Annotated in this window: 24 protein-coding genes and 1 tRNA gene; 12 read left to right on the plus strand and 13 right to left on the minus strand. The window is 72.4% G+C overall.

The features are described 5' to 3' along the window. Positions 1-6: 6 nt before the first annotated feature. From LPC08_RS06910 to LPC08_RS06930, 5 genes are read right to left on the minus strand one after another with little or no spacing between them, the layout of a single operon-like run. Complete coding sequence (locus LPC08_RS06910; RefSeq protein ID WP_230451976.1) at positions 7-702, minus strand: XdhC family protein; 696 nt, start codon at positions 700-702, stop codon at positions 7-9. Beyond that, entirely contained in the window at positions 699-1,031 is a 333-nt protein-coding gene (locus LPC08_RS06915; RefSeq protein ID WP_230451977.1) for an XdhC family protein, read from the minus strand. Before LPC08_RS06915 ends, LPC08_RS06910 begins: the two co-directional genes overlap by 4 nt. After that, positions 1,028-2,266: a vWA domain-containing protein gene (locus LPC08_RS06920; RefSeq protein ID WP_230451978.1), complete on the minus strand. Its 1,239-nt coding sequence runs from the start codon at positions 2,264-2,266 to the stop codon at positions 1,028-1,030. Before LPC08_RS06920 ends, LPC08_RS06915 begins: the two co-directional genes overlap by 4 nt. Then, on the minus strand, positions 2,253-3,161 hold the full coding sequence (locus LPC08_RS06925; protein ID WP_230451979.1) for an AAA family ATPase: 909 nt from the start codon (positions 3,159-3,161) through the stop codon (positions 2,253-2,255). Before LPC08_RS06925 ends, LPC08_RS06920 begins: the two co-directional genes overlap by 14 nt. A 1-nt stretch (position 3,162) precedes the next feature. After that, entirely contained in the window at positions 3,163-3,840 is a 678-nt protein-coding gene (locus LPC08_RS06930) for an SRPBCC family protein (protein ID WP_230451980.1), read from the minus strand. Positions 3,841-4,085: 245 nt separating this feature from the next. Here LPC08_RS06930 and LPC08_RS06935 point away from each other — a divergent pair, with 245 nt between their 5' ends. The 4 genes from LPC08_RS06935 (at position 4,086) to LPC08_RS06950 (ending at position 8,600) form a co-directional block, all read left to right on the plus strand. After that, entirely contained in the window at positions 4,086-5,480 is a 1,395-nt protein-coding gene (locus LPC08_RS06935) for a sodium:proton antiporter (protein ID WP_230451981.1), read from the plus strand. A gap of 13 nt (positions 5,481-5,493) precedes the next feature. Then, positions 5,494-6,432, plus strand: coding sequence for a methylisocitrate lyase (gene prpB / locus LPC08_RS06940; protein WP_230451982.1), 939 nt, complete (start codon positions 5,494-5,496; stop codon positions 6,430-6,432). Between the two features lie 5 nt (positions 6,433-6,437). Next, entirely contained in the window at positions 6,438-6,920 is a 483-nt protein-coding gene (locus tag LPC08_RS06945; protein ID WP_230451983.1) for a DUF192 domain-containing protein, read from the plus strand. Between the two features lie 87 nt (positions 6,921-7,007). Further along, the gene (locus LPC08_RS06950) at positions 7,008-8,600 is read left to right on the plus strand and encodes an ABC transporter substrate-binding protein (protein WP_230451984.1); all 1,593 of its coding nucleotides are present in this window, start codon (positions 7,008-7,010) and stop codon (positions 8,598-8,600) included. A 13-nt stretch (positions 8,601-8,613) separates the two neighbouring features. On the opposite strand, the gene LPC08_RS06955 is transcribed toward LPC08_RS06950, so the two are convergent. Further along, on the minus strand, positions 8,614-9,582 hold the full coding sequence (locus LPC08_RS06955; protein WP_230451985.1) for an MBL fold metallo-hydrolase: 969 nt from the start codon (positions 9,580-9,582) through the stop codon (positions 8,614-8,616). After that, positions 9,579-10,439 (minus strand): ATP-binding protein, encoded by an 861-nt coding sequence (locus tag LPC08_RS06960; RefSeq protein WP_230451986.1) that lies wholly within the window; start codon positions 10,437-10,439, stop codon positions 9,579-9,581. The genes LPC08_RS06955 and LPC08_RS06960 overlap by 4 nt, the downstream gene beginning before the upstream one ends. Before the next feature lie 168 nt (positions 10,440-10,607). Here LPC08_RS06960 and yajC point away from each other — a divergent pair, with 168 nt between their 5' ends. Then, entirely contained in the window at positions 10,608-10,961 is a 354-nt protein-coding gene (gene yajC, locus LPC08_RS06965; RefSeq protein ID WP_230451987.1) for a preprotein translocase subunit YajC, read from the plus strand. Between the two features lie 138 nt (positions 10,962-11,099). On the opposite strand, the gene LPC08_RS06970 is transcribed toward yajC, so the two are convergent. After that, on the minus strand, positions 11,100-11,738 hold the full coding sequence (locus LPC08_RS06970) for a superoxide dismutase (RefSeq protein WP_230451988.1): 639 nt from the start codon (positions 11,736-11,738) through the stop codon (positions 11,100-11,102). 110 nt (positions 11,739-11,848) lie between these two features. Here LPC08_RS06970 and LPC08_RS06975 point away from each other — a divergent pair, with 110 nt between their 5' ends. After that, positions 11,849-12,664: a squalene/phytoene synthase family protein gene (locus LPC08_RS06975; RefSeq protein WP_230451989.1), complete on the plus strand. Its 816-nt coding sequence runs from the start codon at positions 11,849-11,851 to the stop codon at positions 12,662-12,664. Position 12,665: 1 nt separating this feature from the next. Here LPC08_RS06975 and LPC08_RS06980 read toward each other — a convergent pair whose 3' ends face one another. Together LPC08_RS06980 and LPC08_RS06985 are read right to left on the minus strand one after the other, a co-directional pair. Further along, a complete protein-coding gene (locus LPC08_RS06980; RefSeq protein ID WP_230451990.1) occupies positions 12,666-12,911 on the minus strand; it encodes a hypothetical protein in 246 nt (81 codons plus the stop codon). Positions 12,912-13,006: 95 nt separating this feature from the next. Beyond that, on the minus strand, positions 13,007-13,882 hold the full coding sequence (locus LPC08_RS06985; RefSeq protein WP_230451991.1) for an alpha/beta hydrolase: 876 nt from the start codon (positions 13,880-13,882) through the stop codon (positions 13,007-13,009). 163 nt (positions 13,883-14,045) lie between these two features. Here LPC08_RS06985 and LPC08_RS06990 point away from each other — a divergent pair, with 163 nt between their 5' ends. Beyond that, positions 14,046-14,879, plus strand: coding sequence for a cyclase family protein (locus LPC08_RS06990; RefSeq protein ID WP_230451992.1), 834 nt, complete (start codon positions 14,046-14,048; stop codon positions 14,877-14,879). 19 nt (positions 14,880-14,898) lie between these two features. Here LPC08_RS06990 and uvrA read toward each other — a convergent pair whose 3' ends face one another. Beyond that, the gene (gene uvrA, locus LPC08_RS06995) at positions 14,899-17,781 is read right to left on the minus strand and encodes an excinuclease ABC subunit UvrA (RefSeq protein WP_230453003.1); all 2,883 of its coding nucleotides are present in this window, start codon (positions 17,779-17,781) and stop codon (positions 14,899-14,901) included. Between the two features lie 355 nt (positions 17,782-18,136). On the opposite strand from uvrA, the gene ssb reads away from it, so the two are divergent. From ssb to LPC08_RS07020, 5 genes are all read left to right on the plus strand, one after another. Further along, a complete protein-coding gene (gene ssb, locus LPC08_RS07000; RefSeq protein ID WP_230451993.1) occupies positions 18,137-18,691 on the plus strand; it encodes a single-stranded DNA-binding protein in 555 nt (184 codons plus the stop codon). 165 nt (positions 18,692-18,856) lie between these two features. Beyond that, positions 18,857-21,577, plus strand: coding sequence for a DNA gyrase subunit A (gyrA, locus tag LPC08_RS07005; RefSeq protein WP_230453004.1), 2,721 nt, complete (start codon positions 18,857-18,859; stop codon positions 21,575-21,577). Positions 21,578-21,599: 22 nt separating this feature from the next. After that, a complete protein-coding gene (gene coaD, locus LPC08_RS07010) occupies positions 21,600-22,142 on the plus strand; it encodes a pantetheine-phosphate adenylyltransferase (protein WP_230453005.1) in 543 nt (180 codons plus the stop codon). 56 nt (positions 22,143-22,198) lie between these two features. Continuing rightward, positions 22,199-22,735 carry a peptidylprolyl isomerase gene (locus LPC08_RS07015; RefSeq protein ID WP_230451994.1) on the plus strand — a complete coding sequence of 179 codons (537 nt, stop codon included), beginning with the start codon at positions 22,199-22,201 and terminating at the stop codon, positions 22,733-22,735. Between the two features lie 64 nt (positions 22,736-22,799). Continuing rightward, positions 22,800-22,875, plus strand: a tRNA-Lys gene (locus LPC08_RS07020). A 44-nt stretch (positions 22,876-22,919) separates the two neighbouring features. Here LPC08_RS07020 and LPC08_RS07025 read toward each other — a convergent pair. Beyond that, positions 22,920-23,615 (minus strand): DUF599 domain-containing protein, encoded by a 696-nt coding sequence (locus LPC08_RS07025; RefSeq protein ID WP_230451995.1) that lies wholly within the window; start codon positions 23,613-23,615, stop codon positions 22,920-22,922. An 82-nt stretch (positions 23,616-23,697) separates the two neighbouring features. Further along, on the minus strand, positions 23,698-24,555 hold the full coding sequence (locus tag LPC08_RS07030; RefSeq protein ID WP_230451996.1) for a GGDEF domain-containing protein: 858 nt from the start codon (positions 24,553-24,555) through the stop codon (positions 23,698-23,700). Positions 24,556-24,558 lie beyond the last annotated feature (3 nt).

Genomic DNA, 24,558 nt, shown 5'->3' on the forward strand with positions numbered 1-24,558 from the left:
GCCCCGTCATCCGCGCTGCGCCAGCCGGCCGCCGCGGCGGGTGGCGACGATCTCGGCCAGGATGGAGAGCGCGATCTCCGGCGCCGTCACCGCGCCGATATCCAGCCCGACCGGCGCGTGGATGCGGGCGAAGGCGGCGTCCGCGTGGCCCAGCTCCGCCAGCCGGCCGAGACGCTTCGCATGGGTCCGCTTGCTGCCCAGCGCGCCGATATAGAAGGCGGCCGAGCGCAGCGCCGCATCCAGCGCGGGGTCGTCCAGCTTGGGGTCGTGCGTCAGGGTGACGATGGCGGTGCGCGTGTCCGGCGCCAGGGCGGCCATGGCGTCGTCCGGCCATTCCGTCATCAGCGTGGCCCCGGCGGCGAAACGCTCCTCCGTCGCGAAGGCGCGGCGTGGATCGACCACCGTCACGGCATAGCCGGCGGCGACCGCCATCGGCACCAGCGCCTGGGCGACATGCACCGCCCCCACCACGATCAGCCGCAGCGGCGGGTTGTGCGGGTGGACGAACCAGCTCTCGTCGCCCACCGCGACCGTGGCCGCCCGGTCGGAATCGAGCGCGTTGCGCGCGACCTCCTCCAGCGCCTCGGACAGCGTCTCGTCGGGGTAGAGATGCTGCGCGCCGTCCGGCAGGCGGGTCAGCAACGCCACCGGCCGTCGCGCCTCATGGGCCGCGCGCAGCCGCCCGAGCGTGTCCGGCGTCACGCCAGCTTCTCCACGAAGACCTTCAGCTTGCCGCCGCAGGCGAGCCCGACCTCCCAGGCGCGCTCGTCGGCGATGCCGAAGTCGAGGAGCTGCGGTTCGCCGGTCGCCATGGTCTTCCGGGCGACCTCCGCCACCGCCCCCTCGATGCAGCCACCGGAGACGGAGCCGGCCAGCCGCCCGCTCTCCGTCACCGCCAGGCGCGAGCCGGCGGGGCGGGGGGAGGAGCCCCAGGTCTCCACCACCGTCGCCAGCGCCACCGTCTCGCCCGCGCGACGCCACCCCTCCGCGACCGCGAGGATGTCCTCGGCGTCCGTCGTCGCCTCGCTCATGCCGAATGTCTCCCGCCCGGCGCCCCGGGCTGGCCGGACAGCGTGGCCACCAGGGCGCGCAGGCTGTTCAGGTTGTGGACGGGGCGGTGCTCATGCACATGCGGCAGCAGCGCCCGCGCGCCCTGGGACTTGGGTTGGAAGCCGGCATAGCGCAACAGCGGGTTCAGCCAGATCAGCCGGCGGCAGGAATGCGCCAGCCGCTCGGTGGCCTCCGCCAGCCCGTCGGCGCCCTGGCGGTCCAGCCCGTCGGTGATCAGCAGCACCACCGCTCCCTGGCCCAGCACGCGCCGCGCCCAGAGCCGGTTGAACAGCGCCAGCGCGTCGCCGATCCGCGTGCCGCCGGACCAGTCGGGCACGGCGCGGCCGACCATCTCGAAGGCGACCTCCGCATCGCGGTGGCGGAGCTGGCGCGTCACGTTGGTCAGCCGCGTGCCGAAGAGGAAGGTGTGCACCCGCTCCCGGTCGTTCGCCACCGCATGGAGGAAATGCACCATCACCTGGGCGTAGCGCGCCATGGAGCCGGAGATGTCGCACAGCACCACCAGCGGCGGCGGGCGGCGCACCCGGCGGCGGCGGCGGATGCCGGTGATCTCGCCGCCCTGGCGCAGGCTCTCGCGGATGGTGGCGCGCAGGTCGGTGCGCGGCCCGGTCGGGTCGGGGCGGAAGCGGCGGGTGGCGATGGGGCGGAGGGGGAGGGTGAGCCTGCGGATCTCGCGCTTGGCCTGCGCGATCTCCTCCGCGCCCATCGCCTCGAAATCCATCGCGCCGAGGCGCTCGCGCTCGCTGACCGTGAAGGTCACGTCGAGCTGCGGCGGCTCCTCCTCAGGCGGCCGGTCCTTCGGCGGGGGAGGGCGCTCGCCGGCCAGCGCCTCCTGCACCCGGCGCGCGGCGGGGGGCGGCTTTCGCTTGTCCCGCACGCCGGAGAGCGCGGCCATGGCGGCGGCGTGGCGGGCGGCCTCCGGGTCGCGCCAGTACAGCTCGAAGGCGTGGTCGAAGATCTCGGCGTGCTCGTGCCGGTGCAGCAGCGTGGCGCGCAGCGCCGCCTTCACCACGCGCCGGTCCTCGATCCCGGCGACGGCCAGGGCCTCGGCCGCGGCCAGGCTCTCGGCCGGCCCGACCGGCAGGCCGGCGCGGCGCAGCAGCCGGGCGAAGCCGATCAGGTTGGCCGGGATCGCCCCGCCGGAGTCCGGCAGCGCCGGAACCCGGGGGCGGGGGGTCGCTTCAGGCGGCCGCATCCTGCTTCGCCTCGGCGACCAGCCGGGCGGCCTCGGCGCCGCGCAGCCGGGCGATGTCGTCCTGGTACTTCAGCAGCGCGCCCAGCGTCTCGTCCACCAGCGCCGGCTCCAGCTCCGTCGCGTCCAGGGCGGCGAGCGCCCGGGCCCAGTCGATGGTCTCCGCCACGCCGGGCAGCTTGAACCACTCGCCGCCGGCCCGCAGCCGCTGCACGAAGGCGACGATCTGGGCCGAGAGCGCCTCGCCCACGCCCGGGGCGCGGAGCTTCAGGATGGCCCGTTCCCGCGCCGCGTCCGGGTAGTCCACCCATTGGTAGAGGCAGCGCCGGCGGATCGCGTCGTGCACCTCGCGCGTGCGGTTGGAGGTGATGACGACGACCGGCGGCACGTCCGCCCGGATGGTCCCCAGCTCCGGCACGGTGATCTGGTTGTCCGCCAGGATCTCCAGCAGGAAGGCCTCGAAGGGCTCGTCGGCGCGGTCCAGCTCGTCGATCAGCAGGACGGCGGGCGCGCCCTCCAGCGCGTCGAGCAGCGGGCGGCGCAGCAGGTAGCGGCGGTCGTAGAGCCCCGCCTCCAGGCGCTCCCGGTCCTCCGCCTGGCCCGCCGCCTCGGCCAGCCGGATCGCCATGAGCTGGCGGGCATGGTCCCACTCGTAGGCGGCGGCGTTCAGGTCCAGCCCGTCATAGCACTGCAGCCGCACCAGCCGGCGCGGCAGCATGGCGGAGAGGACCTTGGCGATCTCCGTCTTCCCCGTGCCCGGCTCGCCCTCGAGGAACAGGGGACGGCCCATGTGCAGGGCGAGGTGGACGGCGGTCGCGAGCGCCCGGTCGGCGACGTAGCCGCCCCCGGCCAGCAGCCGCTGCGTCGCCGCCACGTCGGCCGGGAAGGGTCCTGTCATGTCAGATCAGGAACAGCAGGGCCAGGATGATCACCATGAAGACGCAGCCGATCCAGAAGGCCAGGGGGAAGCCGTAGATGTGGCTCGGCACCCGCGCCCACCATTCCTCCAGCTTGTGGACCTCGTCCACGGTCTTCTCGGCCACCACCAGCTCCGGCGCGCCCTCGTAGCGGCCGATGGTGCTGTCCGCGAAGGGGGCCGGCTCGGCCGCCGGGGCGGCGGCGACAGGGGCCGGCGGCGCGGAGAGCTGGGCGGCGAAGCGGTCGAAGAACTGGTCCGCCATCTGCTTGGCCGTGCTGTCGATCAGCCGCGCGCCGAGCTGGGCCATCTTGCCGCCCACCTGGGCCTTCACCGCGTATTTCAGCAGGGTGGCGCCCGGGTCGATCTCCTCCAGCGCCACGTCGGCGCCGCCCTTGGCGAAGCCCATGGCGCCGCCATTCCCCTCGCCGGTGATGGTGTAGGAGACGGGCGGGTTGATGTTGGTCAGCGTGACCTTGCCGCCGAACTTCGCCGCCATCGGGCCGATCCGCATGGCCACCCGGGCCTGGAACTGGTCGTCCGCGGTACGCTCCACCGACTCGCAGCCGGGAATGGCGGCCTTCAGCGCCTCCGGGTCGTTCAGCGCATCCCACACGCGCTGCCGCGGCGCCTCGATCCTCCGCTCGCCGGTCATTTCCATCGACGCAATTCCCTCACCCACTCGCTGGTCGGGCGCCACCCTAAGCGAGACGCCGCGGCCCGGAAACGGCCGGAGGGCGGATTTGCTGCGCCGCCCCGCTCCGGGAAGGGCCCGGATTGGCGCCTGGGGGCGGGCGGGTGTAGGGCCTCCGGGCAGGATGGCCGCGGGGGTGGGCAGGGCGGATGGCAGGCAGGTGGAGCTCCGGCACATGCCTCCCGGCCAGGATCGGCGGCCTCCGGGGGGCGGTGCCGGCGGCCCTGGCGGGGCTGGCCGTGGTGGCCGCGCCGGCCTTCGCCGCGGCGGAGCCACCGGCCGGGGGCGCGGGGCTGTCGCTGCTCTGGGGCCTGCCCTTCGCCGGCCTGCTGCTCTCCATCGCCCTCCTGCCGCTGCTGGCGGCGCGGCTCTGGCACCATCACTACGGCAAGGTGGCGGCCGGCTGGGCGCTGGCGCTGCTGCTGCCCTTCGCCGCCCTGGCCGGGGCCGGGGCCGCCTTCCACCTGCTGGCGCATGTGCTGCTGGGCGAGTACCTGCCCTTCCTCGCGCTGCTCCTCGCCCTCTACGCGACGGGGGGCGGGGTGCTGCTGCGCGGCACGCTGGTCGGCACGCCCGTGACCAACACCGCCCTGCTGGCCGCCGGCATGGCCGCGGCCTCCGTCATGGGAACCACCGGCGCCTCGATGCTGATGATCCGGCCGCTGCTGCGGGCCAATGCCTTCCGCCGGCACCGGACCCACACCGTGGTCTTCTTCATCTTCCTAGTCGCCAACCTGGGCGGCAGCCTGACGCCGCTGGGCGACCCGCCGCTCTACCTCGGCTTCCTGCGCGGGGTGTCGTTCTTCTGGCCGGTGCGGCATCTGCTGCCGCCCTTCCTGTTCTGCGCCGGGCTGCTCCTGCTGCTCTATTTCCTGCTCGACCGCCGCGCCTTCGCCCGCGAGGCGCCGATGGCCCCGGCGCTGGCGCCCCACCGGCCGCTGCGGGTGGAGGGGCTGGTGAACCTGGCCCTGCTGGGAGTCGTGGTGGGCACCGTGCTGCTCCAGGGGGTCTGGCAGCCCGGCCGGGTCATCGTGCTGGGCCAGCCGATGGGGGTGGAGCGGCTGCTGGCGGTGGCGGTGTTCCTGGCCGTTGCCTGGGCCTCCGTGCGCCTGACCCCCGCCTCCGTCCGGGAGGCGAACGGCTTCGGCTGGGGCGCGATGATCGAGGTGGCGAAGCTCTTCGCCGCCATCTTCGTCACCATGGCCCCGGTGCTGCTGATCCTCCAGGCCGGCGCTTCCGGCGCCGCGGCGCCGCTGGTGGCGCTGACGGAGGATGCGCTCGGCCGGCCGGTCCCCTGGGTCTACTTCTGGCTGACCGGGGCGCTCTCCTCCTTCCTCGACAACGCGCCGACCTACCTGGTCTTCTTCGAGCTGGCCGGCGGCGACCCCGCCTGGCTGATGGGGCCGGGGGCGCGCATCCTGGCCGCCATCTCCTGCGGCGCGGTGTTCATGGGCGCCAACTCCTATATCGGCAACGCGCCGAACCTGATGGTCAAGGCCATCGCCGAGGGGCAGGGTACGCCCATGCCCTCCTTCTTCGGCTATTGTGGCTGGGCCGCCGTGGTGCTTCTGCCGGTCTTCTTCCTGGCCACGCTGATCTTCTTCTGAGGACGTCCCGACCATGCCCTACGTGATTGCCGCCGACCTGCCCGATGCCCCGGCCGGGCAGCGCTTCCGCGCCCTGCTGGACCGGCCGGGCATCCTGCGCATGCCCGGCGCGCATTGCGGCATGGCGGCGCTGCTGGCGAAGCGGGCCGGCTTCGAGGCGCTGTACATGTCGGGCGCCGCCATGTCGGCCAATATGGGCCTGCCCGACCTGGGCATGATCACGGTGGACGACGTCGCCTGGCACATCCGCCAGGTGGTGCGCGCCTCGGGCCTGCCGGTGCTGGTGGATGGCGACACCGGCTACGGCGAGGCGCTGAACGTGATGAACATGGTCCGCACCTTCGAGGAGATGGGCGCGGGCGCCGTGCACCTCGAGGACCAGCTGCTGCCGAAGAAGTGCGGCCACCTGAACGACAAGAAGCTGGCCGATGCGCGCGACATGGCGGCCAAGGTGGCGGCGGCCCGCAAGGCGCGGCGGAACCTCTTCCTCATCGCCCGGACCGACGCGGCGGCCAGCGAGGGGATGGACGGCGCCGTGGCGCGGGCGAAGCTCTACCTGGAGGCCGGGGCGGACGCGATCTTCCCCGAGGCGCTGACCACCGCCGAGATGTTCCGGGAGTTCGCCCGCCGCATGCCCGGCGTGACGCTGCTGGCGAACATGACCGAGTTCGGCCGCACCCCTTTCTTCACGGACAAGGAGTTCGAGGAGATGGGCTATGCCATGGTCATCTGGCCGGTCAGCCAGCTCCGCATCGCCAACAAGGCGATGGAGGAGCTCTATGCCGCGATCAACCGCGATGGCGGGACCATGAAGATGCTCGACCGGATGCAGACGCGGGCCGAGCTCTACGAGACCATCGGCTACCACGACTACGAGGCGCTGGACGCGACCCTGGTGAAGACGGTCATCCCCCAGGGCATGCCGCAGGACGGCAGCAAGGCGGCGGAGTGACCGTCTTGCGCCGGCGACGCCTGCTCCGTCTGGCCCTGGCGGCGCCGCTCGCCGCCGGGCCGCTGGCGGCCCGGGCCCAGACCGGGCCGCAGCCGCACCTGCCGACCGAGCGGCTGACCATCGTCACCCGCGACGGCAAGCGCCACGACTTCAACGTGGAGATGGCGCTCTCGCCCGAGCAGCAGACGGTGGGGCTGATGTTCCGCACCTCCGTCCCGGCCGATGGCGGCATGCTGTTCGACTGGGGCATGCCGCGCGAGAGCGCGATGTGGATGCGCAACACCGTCACCTCGCTGGACATGGTGTTCATCACCGCGGATGGCCGGGTGCACCGGGTCGCGGAGCGCACCGTGCCGCTCAGCCTCGCCACCATCGAGAGCCGCGGCCCGGTGCGCGCGACGCTGGAGCTGGCGGCGGGCACCGCCGAGCGGCTGGGCATCCACCCCGGCGACAGGGTGGAGCAGCGGATCTTCGGCAACGCGCGCTGATCCGGGCGCCGGGGCAGGCGGCGCGTTGACGCTGCGCCGCACCCTCCCATAGCCTCCTGCCCCAAGGACAACCGGGGGCTGGAAGCCATGCGTCGTCGGACTCTGCTGGGGAGCGCCGCCGCGGGCGGGCTTGCCGCGCTCGCCTCGCCGGCCGTGGCGCAGCCCGCGCGCACCGCCGCCCTGCGCTTCGTGCCGCAGGCGAACCTGACGGCGCTGGACCCGATCTGGACCTCGGCCATCGTCACGCAGATGCATGGCTATGCGGTCTATGACACGCTCTATGCCGTGGACTCGCAGCAGCGGCCGCAACCGCAGATGGCGGAGGGCCACACCGTCTCGGATGACGGCCGGGTCTGGCGTATCCGCCTGCGCGAGGGGCTGAAGTTCCACGACGACACGCCGGTGCGGGCGCAGGACTGCGCCGCCAGCCTGGAGCGGTGGTCGAAGCGCGACGGCTTCGGCCAGGCGCTGGCGCGCTCGGTCGACAGCTGGGGCGCGGCGGACGACCGCACGCTGGAGATCCGGCTGAAGCGGCCCTTCCCGCTGCTGCTGGATGCCATCGCCAAGCCGGACGCCAACGTCGCCTTCATCATGCCCGAGCGCGTGGCGCGCGGCACGGACGCCAACACCCAGATCACGGAGATCGTCGGCTCCGGCCCCTATCGCTTCCTGCGCGACGAGTTCGTCACCGGCAGCCGCGTCGCCTATGCGAAGTTCGACGGCTATGTGCCGCGCCAGGGCGCGCCGGACTGGGCGACGGGCGGCAAGGTCGCGCACTACCCGCGCATCGAGTGGCACATCCTGACCGACCCGGCGACGGCGGCGGCCGCCTTGCAGAACGGCGAGGTGGACTGGCTGGAACAGCCGCTGGGCGATCTGATCCCGACGCTGAAGCGCAACCGCGACATCACGGTGGACGTGCTGGCGCCGGCCGGCACGATGAGCGTGATGCGGCTGAACCACCTGCAACCGCCCTTCGACAACCCGAAGGTGCGCCGCGCCGTGGCGCTGGCGGTGAACCAGCCGGACTACATGACCGCCATCCTGGGCGACGAGAAATCCGTCTGGCGCGAGTGCCACAGCCTGTTCCCCTGCGGCACGCCCTACGGCGTCGAGAACCTCTCAGCCCTCAACGCCCCGCCGCGCAGCCTGGACCGGGCCAAGCAGGCGCTCGCTGAATCGGGCTATGCCGGGCAGAAGGTGGTCATCATCAACCCCACCGACTTCCCGCTGATCGCGCCGCACGGCCAGATCACCGCCGATGCGCTGCGGCGGATCGGGATGAACGTGGAGCTGGCGGAGACGGACTGGGGCACGGTGGTGCAGCGCCGCGCCTCGCGCGAGCCGGTGGAGAAGGGCGGCTGGAGCATCTTCCACACCTTCGGCTCGGCGCTGGCCTACCTGAACCCGGCCGTCTCCACCCTGGTCCGGGGCAACGGAGCGGCGGGCTGGTTCGGCTGGTACACCAGCCCGGGGACGGAGGAGAAGATCCAGGCCTGGTTCGACGCCGCGGACCCGGCCGACCAGAAGCGCTTGGCCGAGGAGATCAACCGGGTCGCCCAGGACGACGTGGCCACGGTGCCGCTGGGCCAGTTCTTCATCCGCAGCGCCTGGCGCAAGAGCATCACGCCGCCGCTGAAGGGCTCGATGCCGTACATGTGGGGGGTGAAGCCGGCCTGACCGGCCCGTCCCGCTACATCGGCAGCACCAGCGTCTCGCCGAAGGCGGGCACGCGGAAGGCGTCGGGCGGCAACCCGGCGGCCTCCCGCGCCGCCTCCATTCCCAGCACCGGCGCGTCGATCGCCTCCCGCGTCAGGCGGAAGGTGCCGAAATGCATGGCCACCGCCGTCCGCACCCGCAGGTCGCCGCGCATCCGCACCGCCTCCTCCGGGTCCACATGGACGACCTGCATGAACCAGCGCGGCTCGTAGGCGCCGATCGGGACCAGCCCGACGCCGAAGGGACCGAGGCGTGCCCCGATCTCCGCTAGGTGCGGGCCATAGGCGGTGTCGCCCGCGAAGAAGAACCGCCCGCCTCCACGGGTCGTCACCGCGAAGCCGCCCCAGAGCATGCGGCCCGCGTCGCGAAAGCTCCGCGCGGAGAAATGCCGCATCGGCAGGTAGGTGGCCATCGCGCCCTGCGGCAGGGCCGACTCCTGCCACCAGTCCAGCTCCTCCGCCCCCGCGATCCCCTTGCGCGCGAGGTAGGCGCCGCAGCCCAGCCCGGTGAGGATGCGCGGGGCGCGCAGCGCGCGGAGCGTCGGCAGGTCCATGTGGTCGTAGTGGTTGTGCGACAGCAGCACCGCGTCGATCGGCGGCAATGCTTCCAGGGCCAGGGCGGGCGCCCGGTGGCGCTTCGGCCCGGCGAAGGAGAGGGGGCTGCAACGCGCGCTCCAGATCGGGTCGGTCAGCAGGGTCGGGCCGCCGGCGAAGCGGATCAGGAAGCTGTCATGGCCGATGAAGGTCACCGCCACATGGCCCGGCGGCGGCTCGGCCGGCGGGGGGAGCGGCGGGTCCTCCACCCATTCCGGCCAGGGCGGGCCGGGCGGTTCCCGGCGCAGCTTCCACACCGCGCGCCAGGGCTGGCCGGCGCGGCCGCCATCCGGGTTCAGGAAGCGCCCGCCCGGGCCGCGCCGGGCTCCGGCGGGTGGCGCCTCGCTCAAGCGGGGATGCGCACGCCCTGGCGGCCGGCCAGGTCGGTGATGTACTGCCACGCCACCCGGCCGGAGCGGGAGCCGCGGGTGACGGTCCATTCCTTGGCCCCGGCATGCAGCTCCTCCACCGGGACCTCGATCCCCAGCGCCTCGGCATAGCCCTCGACCATGGCGAGGTAGGTGGGCTGGTCGCAATTGTGGAAGCCGATCCACAGGCCGAAGCGGTCGGAGAGGCTGACCTTCTCCTCCACCGCCTCGCCCGGGTTGATGGCGCTGGACCGCTCGTTCTCGATCATGTCGCGCGGCATCAGGTGGCGACGGTTCGAGGTGGCATAGAACAGCACGTTGGCCGGCCGTCCCTCGATGCCGCCGTCCAGCACCGATTTCAGCGCCTTGTAGTCCGCATCCTCCTTCTCGAAGGAGAGGTCGTCGCAGAAGACCAGCGCCCGCCGCTCCTGCCCGCGCAGGAGGGTCAGCAGATCGGGCAGGGTGCGGATGTCCTCGCGATGGATCTCGATCAGCGCCAGGCTGCCCGGCACCTCCGCATTGGCCGTGGCGTGCGCCGCCTTGACCAGCGACGACTTGCCCATGCCGCGCGAGCCCCAGAGCATCGCGTTGTTGGCCGGGAAGCCGCGGGCAAAGCGCAGCGTGTTCTCCAGCAGGATGTCCTTCTGCCGGTCCACCCCGCGCAGCAGGTCGATCGCGACCGCCGAGACCTTCGGCACCGGCACCAGCCGGGGGGAGGGTCCCGGGTGCCAGACGAAGGCATCCGCCCCTTCCAGGCCGGGCGGCTCGGGCGGCACGGGCGCCATCCGCTCCAGCGCGGCGGCGATGCGGTTCAGGGCCGGCAGCAGATCGGCATCCATGGCGGGACAGGCAGGCTCCGGTTGGGTCGGCACGGAGGGGCCCGGGAGGGATCGCGGGGGAGATCCCGGGGGGGGGCGTCCGGAAGGCCGACCGGCAAGGCGGGTTGACGGCAGGGGGGCGGAAGCTAGGTTCCGCCCTCCTCCTTCGCAAGCCGGGAACGCCCGTTCATGTTCATCAGCCCCGCCTACGCCCAGGACGCCGCCGGAGCAGGCGGTGCCGCCGCCATGGCGATGCAGATCCTGCCGCTCGCCCTGATCTTCGTCGTCTTCTACTTCCTGCTCATCCGGCCGCAGCAGAAGAAGATGAAGGAGCACCGGGACATGCTGGGCACACTCAAGCGGTCCGACCGCATCGTCACGGCGGGCGGCATCGTCGGCACCATCACCAAGGTCAAGGAAGGCTCGGACGAGATCGAGGTGGAAATCGCCCCGAACGTCCGCGTCACCGTCGTGCGCGGCACCATCGGCAGCGTGGTGCGGCCGCAGGCGGCAAACGACGCGGCGGTCTCCGCCAAGGGCTGATGCCGCACGGGCCCCGGGCCCGCCGGTACGAACCCACCGGAACGAACGGGGCGCCCCGGTGAAGGGACGCCCCGTTTTTCATGCCTCCCGCGCCGGGGTTGGGGCCATGGCCGCCCCGCCCGGACGCGGGGGTGCCGGTCAGGCCGTCTGGCCGCTCTTCAGGCCGCCCTGCTGCAGCAGGGCCGCCACGACCTCCCAGTTCACCAGCTTGTCGATGAAGTTCTGGAGGTAGTCCGGGCGGCGGTTGCGGAAATCGACGTAGTAGGAGTGCTCCCACACGTCCACGCCGAGGATGGGCGTGCCCTCGCCGGTGGAGAGCGGGTTGGCGCCGTTCGGGGTCTTGGTGACCTTCAGCTTGCCGCTGCCATCGACGATCAGCCACGCCCAGCCGGAGCCGAACTGCGTCACGCCCGCCTGCTTGAAGTCCTCCTTGAACTTGGCGAGGCCGCCCAGGTCGCTGTCGACCTTCGCCGCCAGCGCGGCCGGCAGGCTGTCGCCGCCGCCGTTCGGGGACATCACCTGCCAGAACAGGATGTGGTTGTAGTGCTGGCCGGCCTGGTTGAGCACGGGCTGGGACTCGGCGCCGCCGGCCCCGGCCGCCTTCACGATCTCCTCCAGGCTCTTCCCGGCCAGGCCCTTGCTCTCGATCATGCCGTTGAGCGCGGTGACATAGGCCTGGTGGTGCTTGTCGTGGTGCAGCTCCAGCGTCTCCTGGGACATGCCGCGGGCCGCGAGGGCGCCGGCATCGTAGGGCAGCGGGGGCAGGCTGAAGGCCATCTGGGTCTCTCCCGTGGTTGGGACCGCGCGGAAGGTGGGCAGGTGTTACAGCAGCGTCAACCGGGGGCGCCGCTGGACGTGACGCCGCGGCTTCGCCAGAACCCCGTCCGATGCCCGAGCTTTCGCCCATCGGCACCCTGGCGCGTCGCGGCGACCCGGACCGGTTCCTCTGCGCCCTCTTCGCGCCGCCCGACCGGCGCGAGTCCCTCTTCGCCCTGATCGCCTTCGACCGCGAGCTGGCCCGGGCCCGCGCCGTGGCCAGCCAGCCGACCATCGCGCTGATCCGTCTGCAATGGTGGCGCGACGCGGTGGAGGCCGCCGCCGCCGGCCGCCCCGCCCGGCGGCACGAGGTGGCGGAGCCGCTGCACGCGGCCATCACCGCCGGGCAGCTCGATCCGGCCGACCTCGGCGCCATGATCGACGCGCGCGAGGCGGAGGTGGAGGAGGAGAGCCCCAGCCCCGCCGCCTTCGCCGCCTGGCTGCGCGGCACGGCGGGGGGATTCGCCGTGGCGTCGGGGCGGCTGCTGGGCGCGCCGCCGGGCACGCTGGTCGGGTTGCAGGCCTGGGGCGCCGCCTCCGGCCTCGCGCGGCTGCTAGGCGGGCTCGCGGTGTTGGCGGGGGAGGAGGGGGTCTCCCCCCTGCCGGTGGAGCTGCTCGACGGCGCGCGGAGCGCGGACCCGCGCGATCCGGCCGTGCGGGAGGCGACGAAGCGGCTGGCGGCCGAGGCGCTGGCCTCGCTGAACTCGGCGCGCCCGGTGCTGCGGGCCCTGCCGCGGCAGGCGGTGGCGGCGGCGCTGCCCGGGGTGCTGGCGCGGCGCGACCTGCACCGCATCGCGCGCGACGGCGCACCGCCGCATCCTCCCGCGGCGCGCGGCGCCGGGGATCGCTGGGCGGTGACGCTGGCCGGGTTGCGCGGCCGGGTGTGATTCAGGCCCGTCCGCGCCCCGCCCCGGCATCGAGCAGGGCGCGCTCGCGGCGGCTCAGCATCCGATGGGCGATGTACCAGGAGATCGGCACGGCCAGGGCGAAGCTGAGCGCCGCCGCGCCGTAGTAGAGCGTGGCGCCCTGGGCGAAGCTGTCGCGCAGGCCGGGGATCATGGCGAGTGGCACGGCGAGCAGGCCGAACAGGACGGCGGCGGTGGGCAGGAAGGCCAGGGCGGCGACCTTGAGCATGACACGACTCCCCGAAGGCGGGCGTCCCGGCGCCGCGTGCGGGGGACATCCCGTTACCGGATCGAATGCCCGGGGCCGCCCTGGGTTGCAGGCCGTCAGCGCGGTTCCGGCAGGGCAGGGCGGGCGCTGAAGGAGAAGACGTAACGCATGGCGTCGCCGATCGTGCTCTCCCAGACCGGCCAGACATGCGCCCCGTCCACGATCCGCAGCTGCGCCGGCTGCTTCGCCCGGCGCAGGCGGTCGTAGAGGCGGGTCGCCTCGCCCTCGATGAAGAAGTCGTCGTCGTCGCCGGAGTTGATGTACATCGGCACGGCGATGCCCTTGGCCAGGAAGGCGTCCCACAGCACGGGCCAGTTTAGCGACGTCCAGATCGCCGTGTCGTACTGCTCCGCGCCGAAGACGCCGACGCGGCGGGCGGAGGAGGTCTCCGGCGGCTCCGGGTCGTAGATGGCGGGCGAGAGCAGGGCGGCGGCGGCGAACAGGTCGGGCCGCAGCATGACGAAGCGCAGCGCGCCATAGCCGCCCATGGACAACCCGCCGATCAGCCGCCCCTCGCGGGTGGTCAGGGTGCGGAAGCTGCGCTCCACGTCGGGGATCAGGTCCTGCAGGACCGCGCTCTCCATCCTCTCCTTGCGGTCCACGTACCAGCTCGTCCCCGCATCGGGCATGACGATGATGGCGGGCGGAATCTCGCCCGCGCGCATCAGCCGGTCGGCGGTGGCCTGGAGGTTGCCCTTCACCGGCCATTCGTTCAGCGAGCCGCCGTTGCCGTGCAGCAGGTAGAGCACGGGGTAGCGCAGGTTCCCGCCCTCGTAGCCGTCCGGCAGGTAGATCGAATAGCTCCACGGCCGGTCGAGCTGGGCGGAGCGGAACTCCCGCGTGACGATACTGCCCGCCCAGGCGGGGATCGCGGCGAGCGACAGCGCGACGGACAGCGCGGCGGCCATGCCGCGCCGGGTGAACCAGTTCATGGAAGCGTCCTCCGTGCCGCGGCCCCCGTGCGGGCGCCACGCGACGGCGAGGATAGGCCCGGCCATCGGCCGCCGGAAATGGTCACGGCGCTGGACGGGGAGGGGGTGCGGGGTCATCCTCCTGGCGAAACGGCCGCGAAGGCCAGCAAGGGAGAGACGGACCATGTGCCCACCCGGCTGCCTGCAGGCCATGCACCGCCACGCCTCGCGCCGCGGCCTGCTCGGCGGAGGGCTGGCGGCCGTCGCCGTCGCGGCGGCGGGGGCCCCCGCCGCCGCGCAGGCGCCGCCATCGGCGCCCGCCGTGACCCGCAGCTTCACCGGGGTGCAGGACCTGACCCACCCGCTCTACGACGGCTTCCCGACCTTCGACGGCTCGCGCTGGTTCACCACGGAGCCGATGCTGCGCTTCGCCAAGGACCGGATGAACATCAACCGCTGGACCCTGGTCGAGCACACCGGCACGCATCTGGACGCGCCGCTGCACTTCACCGCCGACGGCCGCAGCATCGATGCCATCCCCGCCAGCGAACTGGTGCTGCCGGTGGCGGTGATCGACATCCGCCAGCGGGCGCAGGAGGACGCGGACACGACCCTGACCCCTGACGACATCCGCCGCTGGGAGGCCGCAAACGGTCCCCTGCCGGAGGGATGCTGCGTCGTGATGAACTCCGGCTGGCACCGGCTCCTGGACTCCCCGCGCTTCACCAACCGCGACGCCGCCGGGGTCAACCACATGCCGGGCTTCCATGCCGAGACGGCGGCCATGCTGATGGCCGAGCGGCAGGTGCGATCCATCGGCGTGGACACGCTCTCCCTCGATCCCGGGCGGGACGCCACCTTCCCGGTCCACTACGCCTGGCTGGGCAGCGGGCGCTGGGGGATCGAGGGGCTCGCCAACCTCGACGCCCTGCCCGCGAAGGGCGCGCAGATCGTCGTCGGCGCCCCGAAGGTGCGCGGCGCGACCGGCGGGCCGGGGCGAATCCTGGCGCTGGTGTGAGCCAGGGCGGTAGGGTCGGTCAGCCCTTCCGCGCCTTGCCTTTCGGCCTCGGCGCCGGCACCACAGGGCGGCCTTCCAGCAGGGGCACCAGGAAGCGGCCGGTGTGGCTCTCCGGGTTGGCGGCGACCGCCTCCGGCGTGCCCTCCGCCACGATGCGCCCGCCGCCCTCGCCGCCCTCCGGGCCGAGGTCGAGCAGCCAGTCGGCGGTCTTGATGACTTCCAGGTTGTGCTCGATCACCACCACCGTGTTGCCCGTCTTCACCAGCGCCTGGAGCAGCTCGAGCAGCTTGCGCACGTCCTCGAAGTGCAGCCCGGTGGTGGGCTCGTCCAGGATGTAGAGGGTGCGGCCGGTGGCGCGGCGCGACAGCTCCTTGGCCAGCTTGATGCGCTGCGCCTCGCCGCCCGAGAGGGTGGTCGCCTGCTGGCCGAGATGGATGTAGCCGAGTCCCACCTCCTTCAGCACCACCAGCTTCTCGCGGATCGTGGGGACAGCGGAGAAGAACTCCACCCCCTCGTCCACCGTCATCTCCAGTACGTCCGCGATCGACTTCTCGCGGAACTTCACCTCCAGCGTCTCGCGGTTGTAGCGCTTGCCCTTGCAGGTGTCGCAGGTGACGTAGACGTCGGGCAGGAAGTGCATCTCGATCTTGATCAGCCCGTCGCCCTGGCAGGCCTCGCAGCGCCCGCCCTTGACGTTGAAGCTGAAGCGGCCGGGCTTGTAGCCGCGCGCGCGGCTCTCCGGCAGCTCCGAGAACCAGTCGCGGATCGGCGCGAACAGCCCCGTATAGGTGGCGGGGTTGGAGCGCGGGGTGCGGCCGATCGGCGACTGGTCGATGTCGATGATCTTGTCGAGCAGCTCCAGCCCCTCGATCCGGTCGTGCGGCGCGGGGACGGTGCCGGAGCCCATCAGCCGTCGCGCGGCGGCCTTGTACAGCGTCTCGATCACCAGCGTGGACTTGCCGCCGCCGGAGACGCCGGTGACGCAGGTGAAGGTGCCCAGCGGGATGCTGGCCGAGACGTTCTTCAGGTTGTTCCCGCGCGCCCCCACGACGCGCAGCATGCGGTCCTTGTCCGGCGCGCGGCGTTCCGCCGGCACCTCGATCCGCTGCCGCCCGGAGAGGTAGGCGCCGGTCACGCTGTCCGGATGCGCCGCGACCTCCTCCGGCGTGCCCTGAGCGATGACGCGGCCGCCATGCTTGCCGGCGCCGGGGCCGATATCCACCAGGTGGTCGGCGGCGCGGATCGCGTCCTCGTCATGCTCGACCACCAGCACGGTGTTGCCCAGGTCGCGCAGGCGGCGCAGCGTGCCCAGCAGACGCTCGTTGTCGCGCTGGTGCAGGCCGATCGAGGGCTCGTCCAGCACGTAGAGCACCCCCGTCAGGCCGGAGCCGATCTGCGAGGCGAGGCGGATTCGCTGGCTCTCCCCGCCCGAAAGCGTGGCCGAGGAGCGGGCGAGGTTCAGGTAGTCCAGCCCCACATCCACCAGGAAGCGCAGCCGCTCGTTGATCTCGCGCAGGATGCGGCCGGCGATCTCCAGCCGCTGGGGGGTGAGGGTCCTGTCCACCCCCGCGAACCACTCCATCGCCTTGCGGATGGAGAGCGCCGCCGCCTCGCTGACGTTCAGCCCGGCGACCTTGACCGACAGCGCCTCGGGCTTGAGCCGGGCGCCGTTGCACGCGGCGCAGGGGCGCTCCGCCTGGTAGCGCAGCAGGTCCTCGCGGACCCAGGGGTTGTCCGTCTCGCGCAGGCGTCGCTGGAGATTGGGGATGACGCCCTCGAAGGGCTTCTTCACCTCGTAGGCGCGCAGCCCGTCCTTGTAGCGGAGTGCCACGACCTCGCTGCCCGTGCCGGTCAGGATGGCCTTGCGCACCACCTCCGGCAGGTCCTGCCAGGGGGTGGTCAGCCGCACCTTGAAGTGCCGCGCCAAGCTCTCCAGCGTCTGGTCGTAGTATTCCGAGGAGGCGCCGCCGGACCAGGGCGCGACGGCGCCTTCCGACAGGGCGCGCAGCTCGTCCGGCACCACCAGCGCGGCGTCGAAGTAGCTCTCCGTCCCCAGCCCGTCGCAGACGGGGCAGGCGCCCTGGGGCGAGTTGAAGGAGAACAGCCGCGGCTCGATCTCCTCGATGGTGAAGCCGCTGACCGGACAGGCGAAGCGGCTGCTGAACACCGTGCGCTCGCCGCCATCCGCGTTCTCGGCATAGGCGACGCCGTCGGCCAGCCCCAGGGCCGTCTCGAAGCTGTCGGCCAGCCGGGTCTGGGCGCCGTCGCGGACGACGATGCGGTCCACCACGACCTCAATGTCGTGCTTCTTCTTCTTGTCGAGGTTCGGCGCCTCCTCGATGCGGACCAGCTCGCCGTTGATCTTGGCGCGCTCGAAGCCGCGGCGCTGCCACTCGGCCAGCTCCTTCTTCCACTCGCCCTTCCGGCCGCGCGCGACGGGGGCCAGGATCAGCAGGCGGGTGCCCTCCGGCATGGCCATCACCCGGTCCACCATCTGGCTGACCGTCTGCGCCTCGATCGGCAGGCCGGTGGCGGGGGAATAGGGCACCCCCACCCGCGCCCAGAGCAGGCGCATGTAGTCCCAGATCTCGGTGACCGTGCCGACCGTGGAGCGGGGGTTGTGGCTGGTCGTCTTCTGCTCGATCGAGATGGCCGGGGAGAGGCCCTCGATGCTGTCCACGTCCGGCTTGCCCATCAGCTGGAGGAACTGCCGGGCGTAGGCCGACAGGCTCTCCACATAGCGCCGCTGCCCCTCGGCATAGATCGTGTCGAAGGCGAGCGAGGACTTGCCCGATCCCGACAGCCCGGTGATGACCGTCAGCGTGTCCTTGGGGATGTCGAGGTCGATCGACTTCAGGTTGTGCTGCCGCGCCCCCCGCACGCGGATGGCCGCGCCCGCCAGGTGCTGGGTCGGGGCCGCGCGGGTCTTCGGGGCAGGGGGGAGGCTGTCGGGCAAGGTCCGGGATGTCCTGATTTTCAGGGTGGCCGCCGGGGCGTTCGCATTGTGTTCCCGGGGTTGTGACACCATATGGGGCTGGCGGGAAGGGGCTTGCCGGGGGGCGGCCCTGGACCGCTCTCTCCGCATGGTTCCGTGGTCGGGTTTCTCCACCGGCCTGTCCATGGGGGGCCTCCCCGGGGGTGGCTAGCGCCGCCCCCGGGGTCTAGGTTGCGCGTTCCCGCCGGCCCTGCCGCGCGGGCGCGTGCGATTCTCCGCGATCCCGGAGAGGTTGCGGTTCCGGAGCGAAGGACAGGGCGGCATGGCCGGTAGCGTCAACAAGGTGATCCTGATCGGGAATCTGGGTCGGGACCCGGAGGTCCGCAACTTCCAGAACGGCGGCAAGGTCGTGAACCTGCGGCTGGCGACCACCGAGACCTACAAGGACCGCGAGGGCAACCGGCAGGAGAAGACCGAGTGGCACTCGGTCGCGATCTTCAACGAGCGGCTGGGCGACGTCGCCGAGAAGTACCTGCGCAAGGGCAGCTCGGTGTATATCGAGGGCAAGCTCGAGACCCGGAAGTGGGCCGACAAGGAAGGCCAGGAGCGCTACACGACCGAGATCGTGCTCCGGAACTTCGGCGGCGAGCTGACCCTGCTGGGCGGCCGCGGCGGCGGGGAGGGGGGTGAGGCCCCCTCCGGTGGCGGCTTCGGCGGCGAGCGCGGCGGCTATGGCGGCGGCGCCCGCTCCGGCGGCGGGGAGCGCGGCGGCTTCGGCGGCGGTTCGGGCGGCGGCGCCTCCCGCCCGGCACGCGGCGGCGGCGGCGGCGGCTGGGACGCGCCGAAGGGCGACCTGGACGACGACATCCCGTTCTGAGCCCCCATCCCGTTCCCCCGGGGACGGCCGGCCTGAACGACTTCTGACTGGAACGAGAGCGTGAGCGAGAGCGACGACGACGGCAGCAGCCCCGGCGAGGAGCCGGGCTCGGGCACGACCCCCGAAGGCACGCTGACGGGGATTCCCGTGGCGCTCGAGGAGGAGATGCGCCGCTCCTACCTCGATTATGCGATGAGCGTGATCGTCTCGCGCGCCCTGCCGGATGCGCGGGACGGGCTGAAGCCCGTGCACCGGCGCATCCTCTTCGCGATGCACGAGGCGGGCTACACGCCGGACAAGCCGCACCGCAAGTCGGCCCGCGTGGTCGGCGACGTGATGGGCGTCTACCACCCGCATGGCGACGCCGCGATCTACGACGCCATGGTCCGCATGGCGCAGCCCTTCTCGATGCGGCTGCCGCTGATCGACGGGCAGGGGAATTTCGGCTCGATCGACGGCGATCCGCCGGCGGCGATGCGCTACACCGAGGCGCGTCTGGCGAAGTCCGCCGCCGCGCTGCTGGCCGGCATCGACGAGGACACGGTCGACTTCCAGCCGAACTACGACGAGAGCGCGCAGGAGCCGCGGGTCCTGCCGGCGGCCTTCCCGAACCTGCTGGTGAACGGCGCCAACGGCATCGCCGTCGGCATGGCGACGAACATCCCGACCCACAATGCAGGGGAGGTGATCGACGCGACGCTCGCGCTGATCCGCGAGCCGGATACGACGCTGGAAGAACTGATGCGGATCATCCCCGGGCCGGACTTCCCGACCGGCGGGCTGATCCTCGGGCGTTCCGGCATCCGGCTGGCCTTCGAGACGGGGCGCGGCTCCATCCCCGTGCGGGCGCGCGCCAGCATCGAGGAGCTGCGCGGCGGCCGCTCCCTCATCGCGATCACCGAGATCCCGTACCAGGTCAACAAGACGACGCTGATCGAGCGCATGGCGGAGCTGGTGCGCTCCAAGCAGGTCGAGGGCATCTCCGACCTGCGCGACGAGAGCGACCGCTCCGGCATGCGCATCGTCGTCGAGCTGAAGCGCGAGGCGACGCCGGAGGTGGTGCTGAACCAGCTCTACCGCTTCACCGCGCTGCAGACGACCTTCGCGGTGAATATGCTGGCGCTCGACCACGGCCGGCCGCGGCAGATGGGGCTGAAGGACGCGCTGCAGGCCTTCATCGCCTTCCGCGAGGAGGTGATCCTCCGCCGCTCGCGCTACCGGCTGGGCAAGGCGCGCGAGCGCGGCCACCTGCTGATCGGCCTGGCCATCGCGGTCGCCAACATCGACGAGGTGATCCGCCTGATCCGCGAGAGCCCCGACGCGAACGCGGCGCGGGAGGCGTTGATGGCGCGCGCCTGGCCGGCGGGCGATGTCGGCGCGCTGCTGGCGCTGGTGGACGATGCGGGCAACGTCGTCATCGACGACACGGTGCACCTCACCGAGACCCAGGCGCGCGGCATCCTGGAGCTGCGGCTCCAGCGCCTCACCGGCCTGGAGCGCGAGAAGATCATCGCCGAGCTGGACGAGATCGCCGGGCGCATCCGCGAGCTGCTGGAGATCCTCGCCTCCCGCCCGCGCCGGCTGGAGCTGATGGCGCAGGAGCTGGCGGAGGTCCGCGCCCAGATCGCGACGCCGCGCCTGACGGAGATCGTGGACGGCTTCGCCGAGCAGGATGACGAGAGCCTGATCGAGCCGGGGCTGATGGTCGTCACCCTGACCCGCGACGGCTACGTCAAGCGCACGACGCTGGAGAGCTTCCGCGCGCAGAACCGCGGCGGGCGCGGGCGTTCGGCCGCCACGACGCGCGAGGACGACGTGGTCGTGCGCTCCTTCAACGCGCACACGCACCAGTGGGTGCTGTTCTTCACCTCGCGCGGGATGGCCTTCCGCGAGAAGGTGTGGAAGCTGCCGCTCGCCGCCCCGGCCGCGCGCGGCCGTTCCCTGCGCCAGCTCCTCCAGCTCCAGCAGGACGAGCAGGTGACGGCGGTCCTGCCGCTGCCGCAGGACGAGTCGCTGTGGGACAACCTGCACCTCGTCTTCGCGACCATCCAGGGCAACGTCCGGCGCAACCGCCTGTCGGATTTCCGCAACGTCCGCTCCACCGGCCTCATCGCCATGAAGCTGGACGAGGGGGATTCGCTGGTCGGCGTGCAGACCTGCCGCGAGGGGGACGACGTGATGCTCGCGACCCGCGGCGGCCGCTGCATCCGCTTCGTGGCGGAGGCGGACCAGCTCCGCGTCTTCGCCGGGCGCGACAGCACGGGGGTGCGCGGCATCCGCCTCGCCGACGGGGACAGCGTGATCGCGCTGTCCGTGCTGCGCCACGTCGCGGCGACCCAGGCGGAGCGCATGGCCTATCTCAAGGCCGCCGCCGCGAGGCGCCGCAACGGCGCCGAGGAGGGCGAGGCGGAGGCGAACGGCAACGGCGCCGAGGTGGAGGCCGAGGAGAGCGAGGAGGAGGGGGAGGGCGCCTCCCTGTCCGCCGAGCGCCTGTCCGAGATGGAGCAGGCGGAGGAGCTGATCCTCTCCGTCACCGATGGCGGCTTCGGCAAGCGTTCCTCGGCCTACGAGTACCGGGTGACCGGGCGCGGCGGGCAGGGGATCTCCAACATCTCCCTCAGCCCCCGCACCGGGCGCGAGGTGGTGGCGACCTTCCCGGCGCGCCCCGGGGACGACGTGATGCTGGTGACCGATGCCGGCCGCCTGATCCGCCTACCGGTCGACCAGGTCCGGGTGACCGGGCGGCAGGCCATGGGCGTCACCCTGCTGCGGCTTGACGACAGCGAGCGCGTCACCTCCTGCTTCCCCGTGGTGGAGGATGGAGAGGCCACGGATGCCGGAGCGGGGGAAACCGCGGCGGGAGACAGCGGGGCGGAGGATGCCTGAATCGGGCGTGCCTGAGCCGGGCATGCCCCGGCCGGGCGGGACCGAGCGGGTGGGGCTGTATCCGGGCACCTTCGACCCGGTGACCAACGGCCACCTGGACGTCATCGCCCGGGCCGCCCGGCTGGTCGACCGCCTCATCGTCGGCGTGGCCACCAATGCCGAGAAGAACCCGCTCTTCCCGCTGGAGGAGCGGGTGGAGCTGGCCGCGGCCGAGGTCGCCCTGGTCGCCGAGCGCACCGGCACCTGCATCGAGGTCCGGCCCTTCCAGGGGCTGCTGATCGGCTATGCGCGGGAGGTGGGCGCGGGGATGATCGTGCGCGGCCTGCGCGCCGTGTCCGATTTCGACTACGAGTTCCAGATGGCCGGGATGAACCACCGCCTCGATGCCGGGGTGGAGACGGTCTTCCTGATGGCCAGCGAACGCAACCAGTTCATCTCCTCGCGGTTCGTGAAGGAGATCGCGAGGCTGGGGGGGGACGTGTCCAGCTTCGTCCCGCCCCTGACCCACGCCCGCACCCTGGCCCGCCTCGGCCTGGACGGGGTGCCGGAATCCAAGGGGAGCTAGCCCAGATGCGGCGACGCACGTTGCTGACCGCCACTATGATTGCTGGAGGAACGCTGATGAGCGAGACCAACAACGCCGAGGCCCAGGGTGCGCCCTCGGCCGACCGCGAGAACATCCTGCTGATGGATCTCAAGGACGGCCGGGTGACGATCGAACTGCGGCCCGACCTCGCGCCCAAGCATGTCGAGCGGATCAAGACCCTGGCCCGCCAGGGCTTCTACGACGGCACCCCGTTCCACCGGGTGATCGAGGGCTTCATGGCCCAGGGCGGCGACCCCACCGGCACCGGCACCGGCGGCAGCCCGCTGCCGAACCTGCCGGCCGAATTCAGCTCGCCGGGCAAGGCGCGCTTCATCCGCGGTGTCTGCGGCATGGCCCGGACCCAGGACCCGAACAGCGCCAACAGCCAGTTCTTCATCATGTTCGCCCCGGCGGCCAGCCTGGACGGCCAGTACACCATCTGGGGCCGGGTCGTCGGCGGCATGGAGGTCGTGGACAAGATCAAGCGCGGCAGCGGCCCGAACGGCATGGTGCGCGAGCCGGACAAGATCCAGAAGCTGCGCGTCGCGGCCGACGTGCCGGACGGCCAGTAGCCGGTGCGACGCGCCGTGCCGGCTTGACACCCGGCACGGCGGCTGCTTCCCGTACCCCCGGGACGTGCCCGTAGCTCAGTCGGTAGAGCACGAGACTTTTAATCTTGGGGTCCTCGGTTCGAGCCCGAGCGGGCACACCAGTTCTGTTCCCCGTCCCGGCGCCCCTGTGTCAGCGCCGCCCGCGTCAGCGCTGCTGTTCCTCCCCCTCGATGACGGCCTGCCTCACGGCTGACCGGAACTCCCGCCGGTGCAGCTCCGCCACCACCCACAGGCTCGCCAGCATCAGCGCCACCGGATGCAGGATCCAGGCGAGGGCGGCGAGGCCGAAATAGTATGCGCGCAGCCCCGTGTTGAAGTGCCGCGCCGCCCGGTTCACCACCCGCGCGGCGATCTCGGCCGCCGGCAGGCCATTCGCCGCGTCGCGCGGGAAGGCGCCGATCAGGATGGAGCCGTAGTTGAACTGGCGAAGCGCCCAGGTCAGCTCGAAGAACGTCCGCACGAAGATCAGCAGCAGCAGCAGGATCCGCGCCTCCCACCCGCCGTCGGACAGGCCGGTCTGGGCGAAGGGCACGGATTCCAGCACGCGGCGCCCGACCTCCGGCGAGGCGAGGAGCGCCATCAGGCCGCCGATGATGAAGATGCAGGTATTGGCGAGGAAGGAGGTGGAGGACATCAGGTTGCCGACGATGGCCACGTCGGCGATCCGGTTCTCCTTGGGCAGGGTGGAGACCAGCCAGCGGCGCCGGTGCTCGTCCATGGCCGCGATGACGCTGCGGGCGCGGATCGCGGGGATGCGGTCGGCGACCAGGGCGTAGCCGGCCCAGCAGAGGAGGAAGACCGCGAGGCCCAGCAGGTCGAGGTGGCTGAGGAAGGGGATCATCGGCCCCGGCCCCGGCTGGGGGGCGGAATCCGGAACGGTCGGCTGCGCATGCGGCCGGTGTAGGACAGGCCGGCCCGGACGCCTATCGAACCGGTCCCGAGGCGACGATCACGCGGTCGCGGCCGGCAGCCTTCGCCGCGTAGAGGGCCTGGTCGGCGGCGGACAGGGCCTTCTCCAGCGCGGCCACCGGCTCGCCCGGCCCGATCGCGGCCAGGCCGGCGCTCAGCGTGATCCGGTGGCCTTCGCCACCGGGGTGCGGGATCAGCCGGGCGACGTCCTCGCGCAGCCGCTCCGCGACGCTGCGCGCCCCGTCCACGCCCTCGCCCGGGAGCAGGAGGACGAATTCCTCGCCGCCGACGCGGGCGATGATGTCCCTGCCACGGCTGGCGGATCGCAGGACGGCGCCGAGCTGTTGCAGCACCGCATCCCCGGCGGCATGGCCGTGCCCGTCGTTGATCCGCTTGAAGTGGTCCAGGTCGAGCATCACCAGGGAAGAGGGCTCGCCCTGCCGGCGCGGCCGCTCCAGCGCCGGCCCCGCCAGCGCCATCAGGGCGCGCCGGTTCAGGACGCCGGTCAGCGGATCGGTCGTGGCTTCGGAAAGAAGGCGCTGCAACTGGTCGTCGCGCTGGCGCGACACGGCCAGCAGCGCCAGCGCCAGCAGGCCCATGGCCCCGTCGACCAGCAGCCAGCCGTCCCAGGCGGGCACGGCCATGCCAGCCATCCGGTCCGGCAGGACGCGCAGCCGGTAGTCCTGCGCGAGGAGGAAGGCGGTCATCCCCAGCACCGCCGTGGCGCCGAGCAGCAGCAGGAGGAGGGCCCGGTCCTGCTGCCGTCGCCGCAGCCAGCAACGGTGCAGGCAGGCGGTGGTCGCCAGCACCAGCAGGGCCAGCACCGCGGCCCGGATCAGATCCTGGGGAAGCAGGAACGCGGAGGACGGCATCGG

Origin of the sequence: Roseomonas sp. OT10, assembly GCF_020991085.1 — a bacterium.
GTDB classification, from domain to species: domain Bacteria; phylum Pseudomonadota; class Alphaproteobacteria; order Acetobacterales; family Acetobacteraceae; genus Roseomonas; species Roseomonas cutis.

Bases quoted from the DNA above. Each gene is read 5' to 3' on its own strand.
- LPC08_RS06960 (WP_230451986.1), bottom strand. From the start codon at position 10,439: ATGGATGCCGATCTGCTGCCGGCCCTGAACCGCATCGCCGCCGCGCTG.
- LPC08_RS06990 (WP_230451992.1), top strand. From the start codon at position 14,046: ATGTGCCCACCCGGCTGCCTGCAGGCCATGCACCGCCACGCCTCGCGC.
- LPC08_RS07030 (WP_230451996.1), bottom strand. From the start codon at position 24,555: ATGCCGTCCTCCGCGTTCCTGCTTCCCCAGGATCTGATCCGGGCCGCG.
- prpB (WP_230451982.1), top strand. From the start codon at position 5,494: ATGCCCTACGTGATTGCCGCCGACCTGCCCGATGCCCCGGCCGGGCAG.
- LPC08_RS06970 (WP_230451988.1), bottom strand. From the start codon at position 11,738: ATGGCCTTCAGCCTGCCCCCGCTGCCCTACGATGCCGGCGCCCTCGCG.
- LPC08_RS06915 (WP_230451977.1), bottom strand. From the start codon at position 1,031: ATGAGCGAGGCGACGACGGACGCCGAGGACATCCTCGCGGTCGCGGAG.
- gyrA (WP_230453004.1), top strand. From the start codon at position 18,857: ATGCGCCGCTCCTACCTCGATTATGCGATGAGCGTGATCGTCTCGCGC.
- ssb (WP_230451993.1), top strand. From the start codon at position 18,137: ATGGCCGGTAGCGTCAACAAGGTGATCCTGATCGGGAATCTGGGTCGG.
- LPC08_RS06950 (WP_230451984.1), top strand. From the start codon at position 7,008: ATGCGTCGTCGGACTCTGCTGGGGAGCGCCGCCGCGGGCGGGCTTGCC.
- LPC08_RS07025 (WP_230451995.1), bottom strand. From the start codon at position 23,615: ATGATCCCCTTCCTCAGCCACCTCGACCTGCTGGGCCTCGCGGTCTTC.
- LPC08_RS07015 (WP_230451994.1), top strand. From the start codon at position 22,199: ATGAGCGAGACCAACAACGCCGAGGCCCAGGGTGCGCCCTCGGCCGAC.
- LPC08_RS06920 (WP_230451978.1), bottom strand. From the start codon at position 2,266: ATGCGGCCGCCTGAAGCGACCCCCCGCCCCCGGGTTCCGGCGCTGCCG.
- LPC08_RS06980 (WP_230451990.1), bottom strand. From the start codon at position 12,911: ATGCTCAAGGTCGCCGCCCTGGCCTTCCTGCCCACCGCCGCCGTCCTG.
- LPC08_RS06975 (WP_230451989.1), top strand. From the start codon at position 11,849: ATGCCCGAGCTTTCGCCCATCGGCACCCTGGCGCGTCGCGGCGACCCG.
- LPC08_RS06930 (WP_230451980.1), bottom strand. From the start codon at position 3,840: ATGGAAATGACCGGCGAGCGGAGGATCGAGGCGCCGCGGCAGCGCGTG.
- LPC08_RS06985 (WP_230451991.1), bottom strand. From the start codon at position 13,882: ATGAACTGGTTCACCCGGCGCGGCATGGCCGCCGCGCTGTCCGTCGCG.
- coaD (WP_230453005.1), top strand. From the start codon at position 21,600: ATGCCCCGGCCGGGCGGGACCGAGCGGGTGGGGCTGTATCCGGGCACC.
- LPC08_RS06925 (WP_230451979.1), bottom strand. From the start codon at position 3,161: ATGACAGGACCCTTCCCGGCCGACGTGGCGGCGACGCAGCGGCTGCTG.
- yajC (WP_230451987.1), top strand. From the start codon at position 10,608: ATGTTCATCAGCCCCGCCTACGCCCAGGACGCCGCCGGAGCAGGCGGT.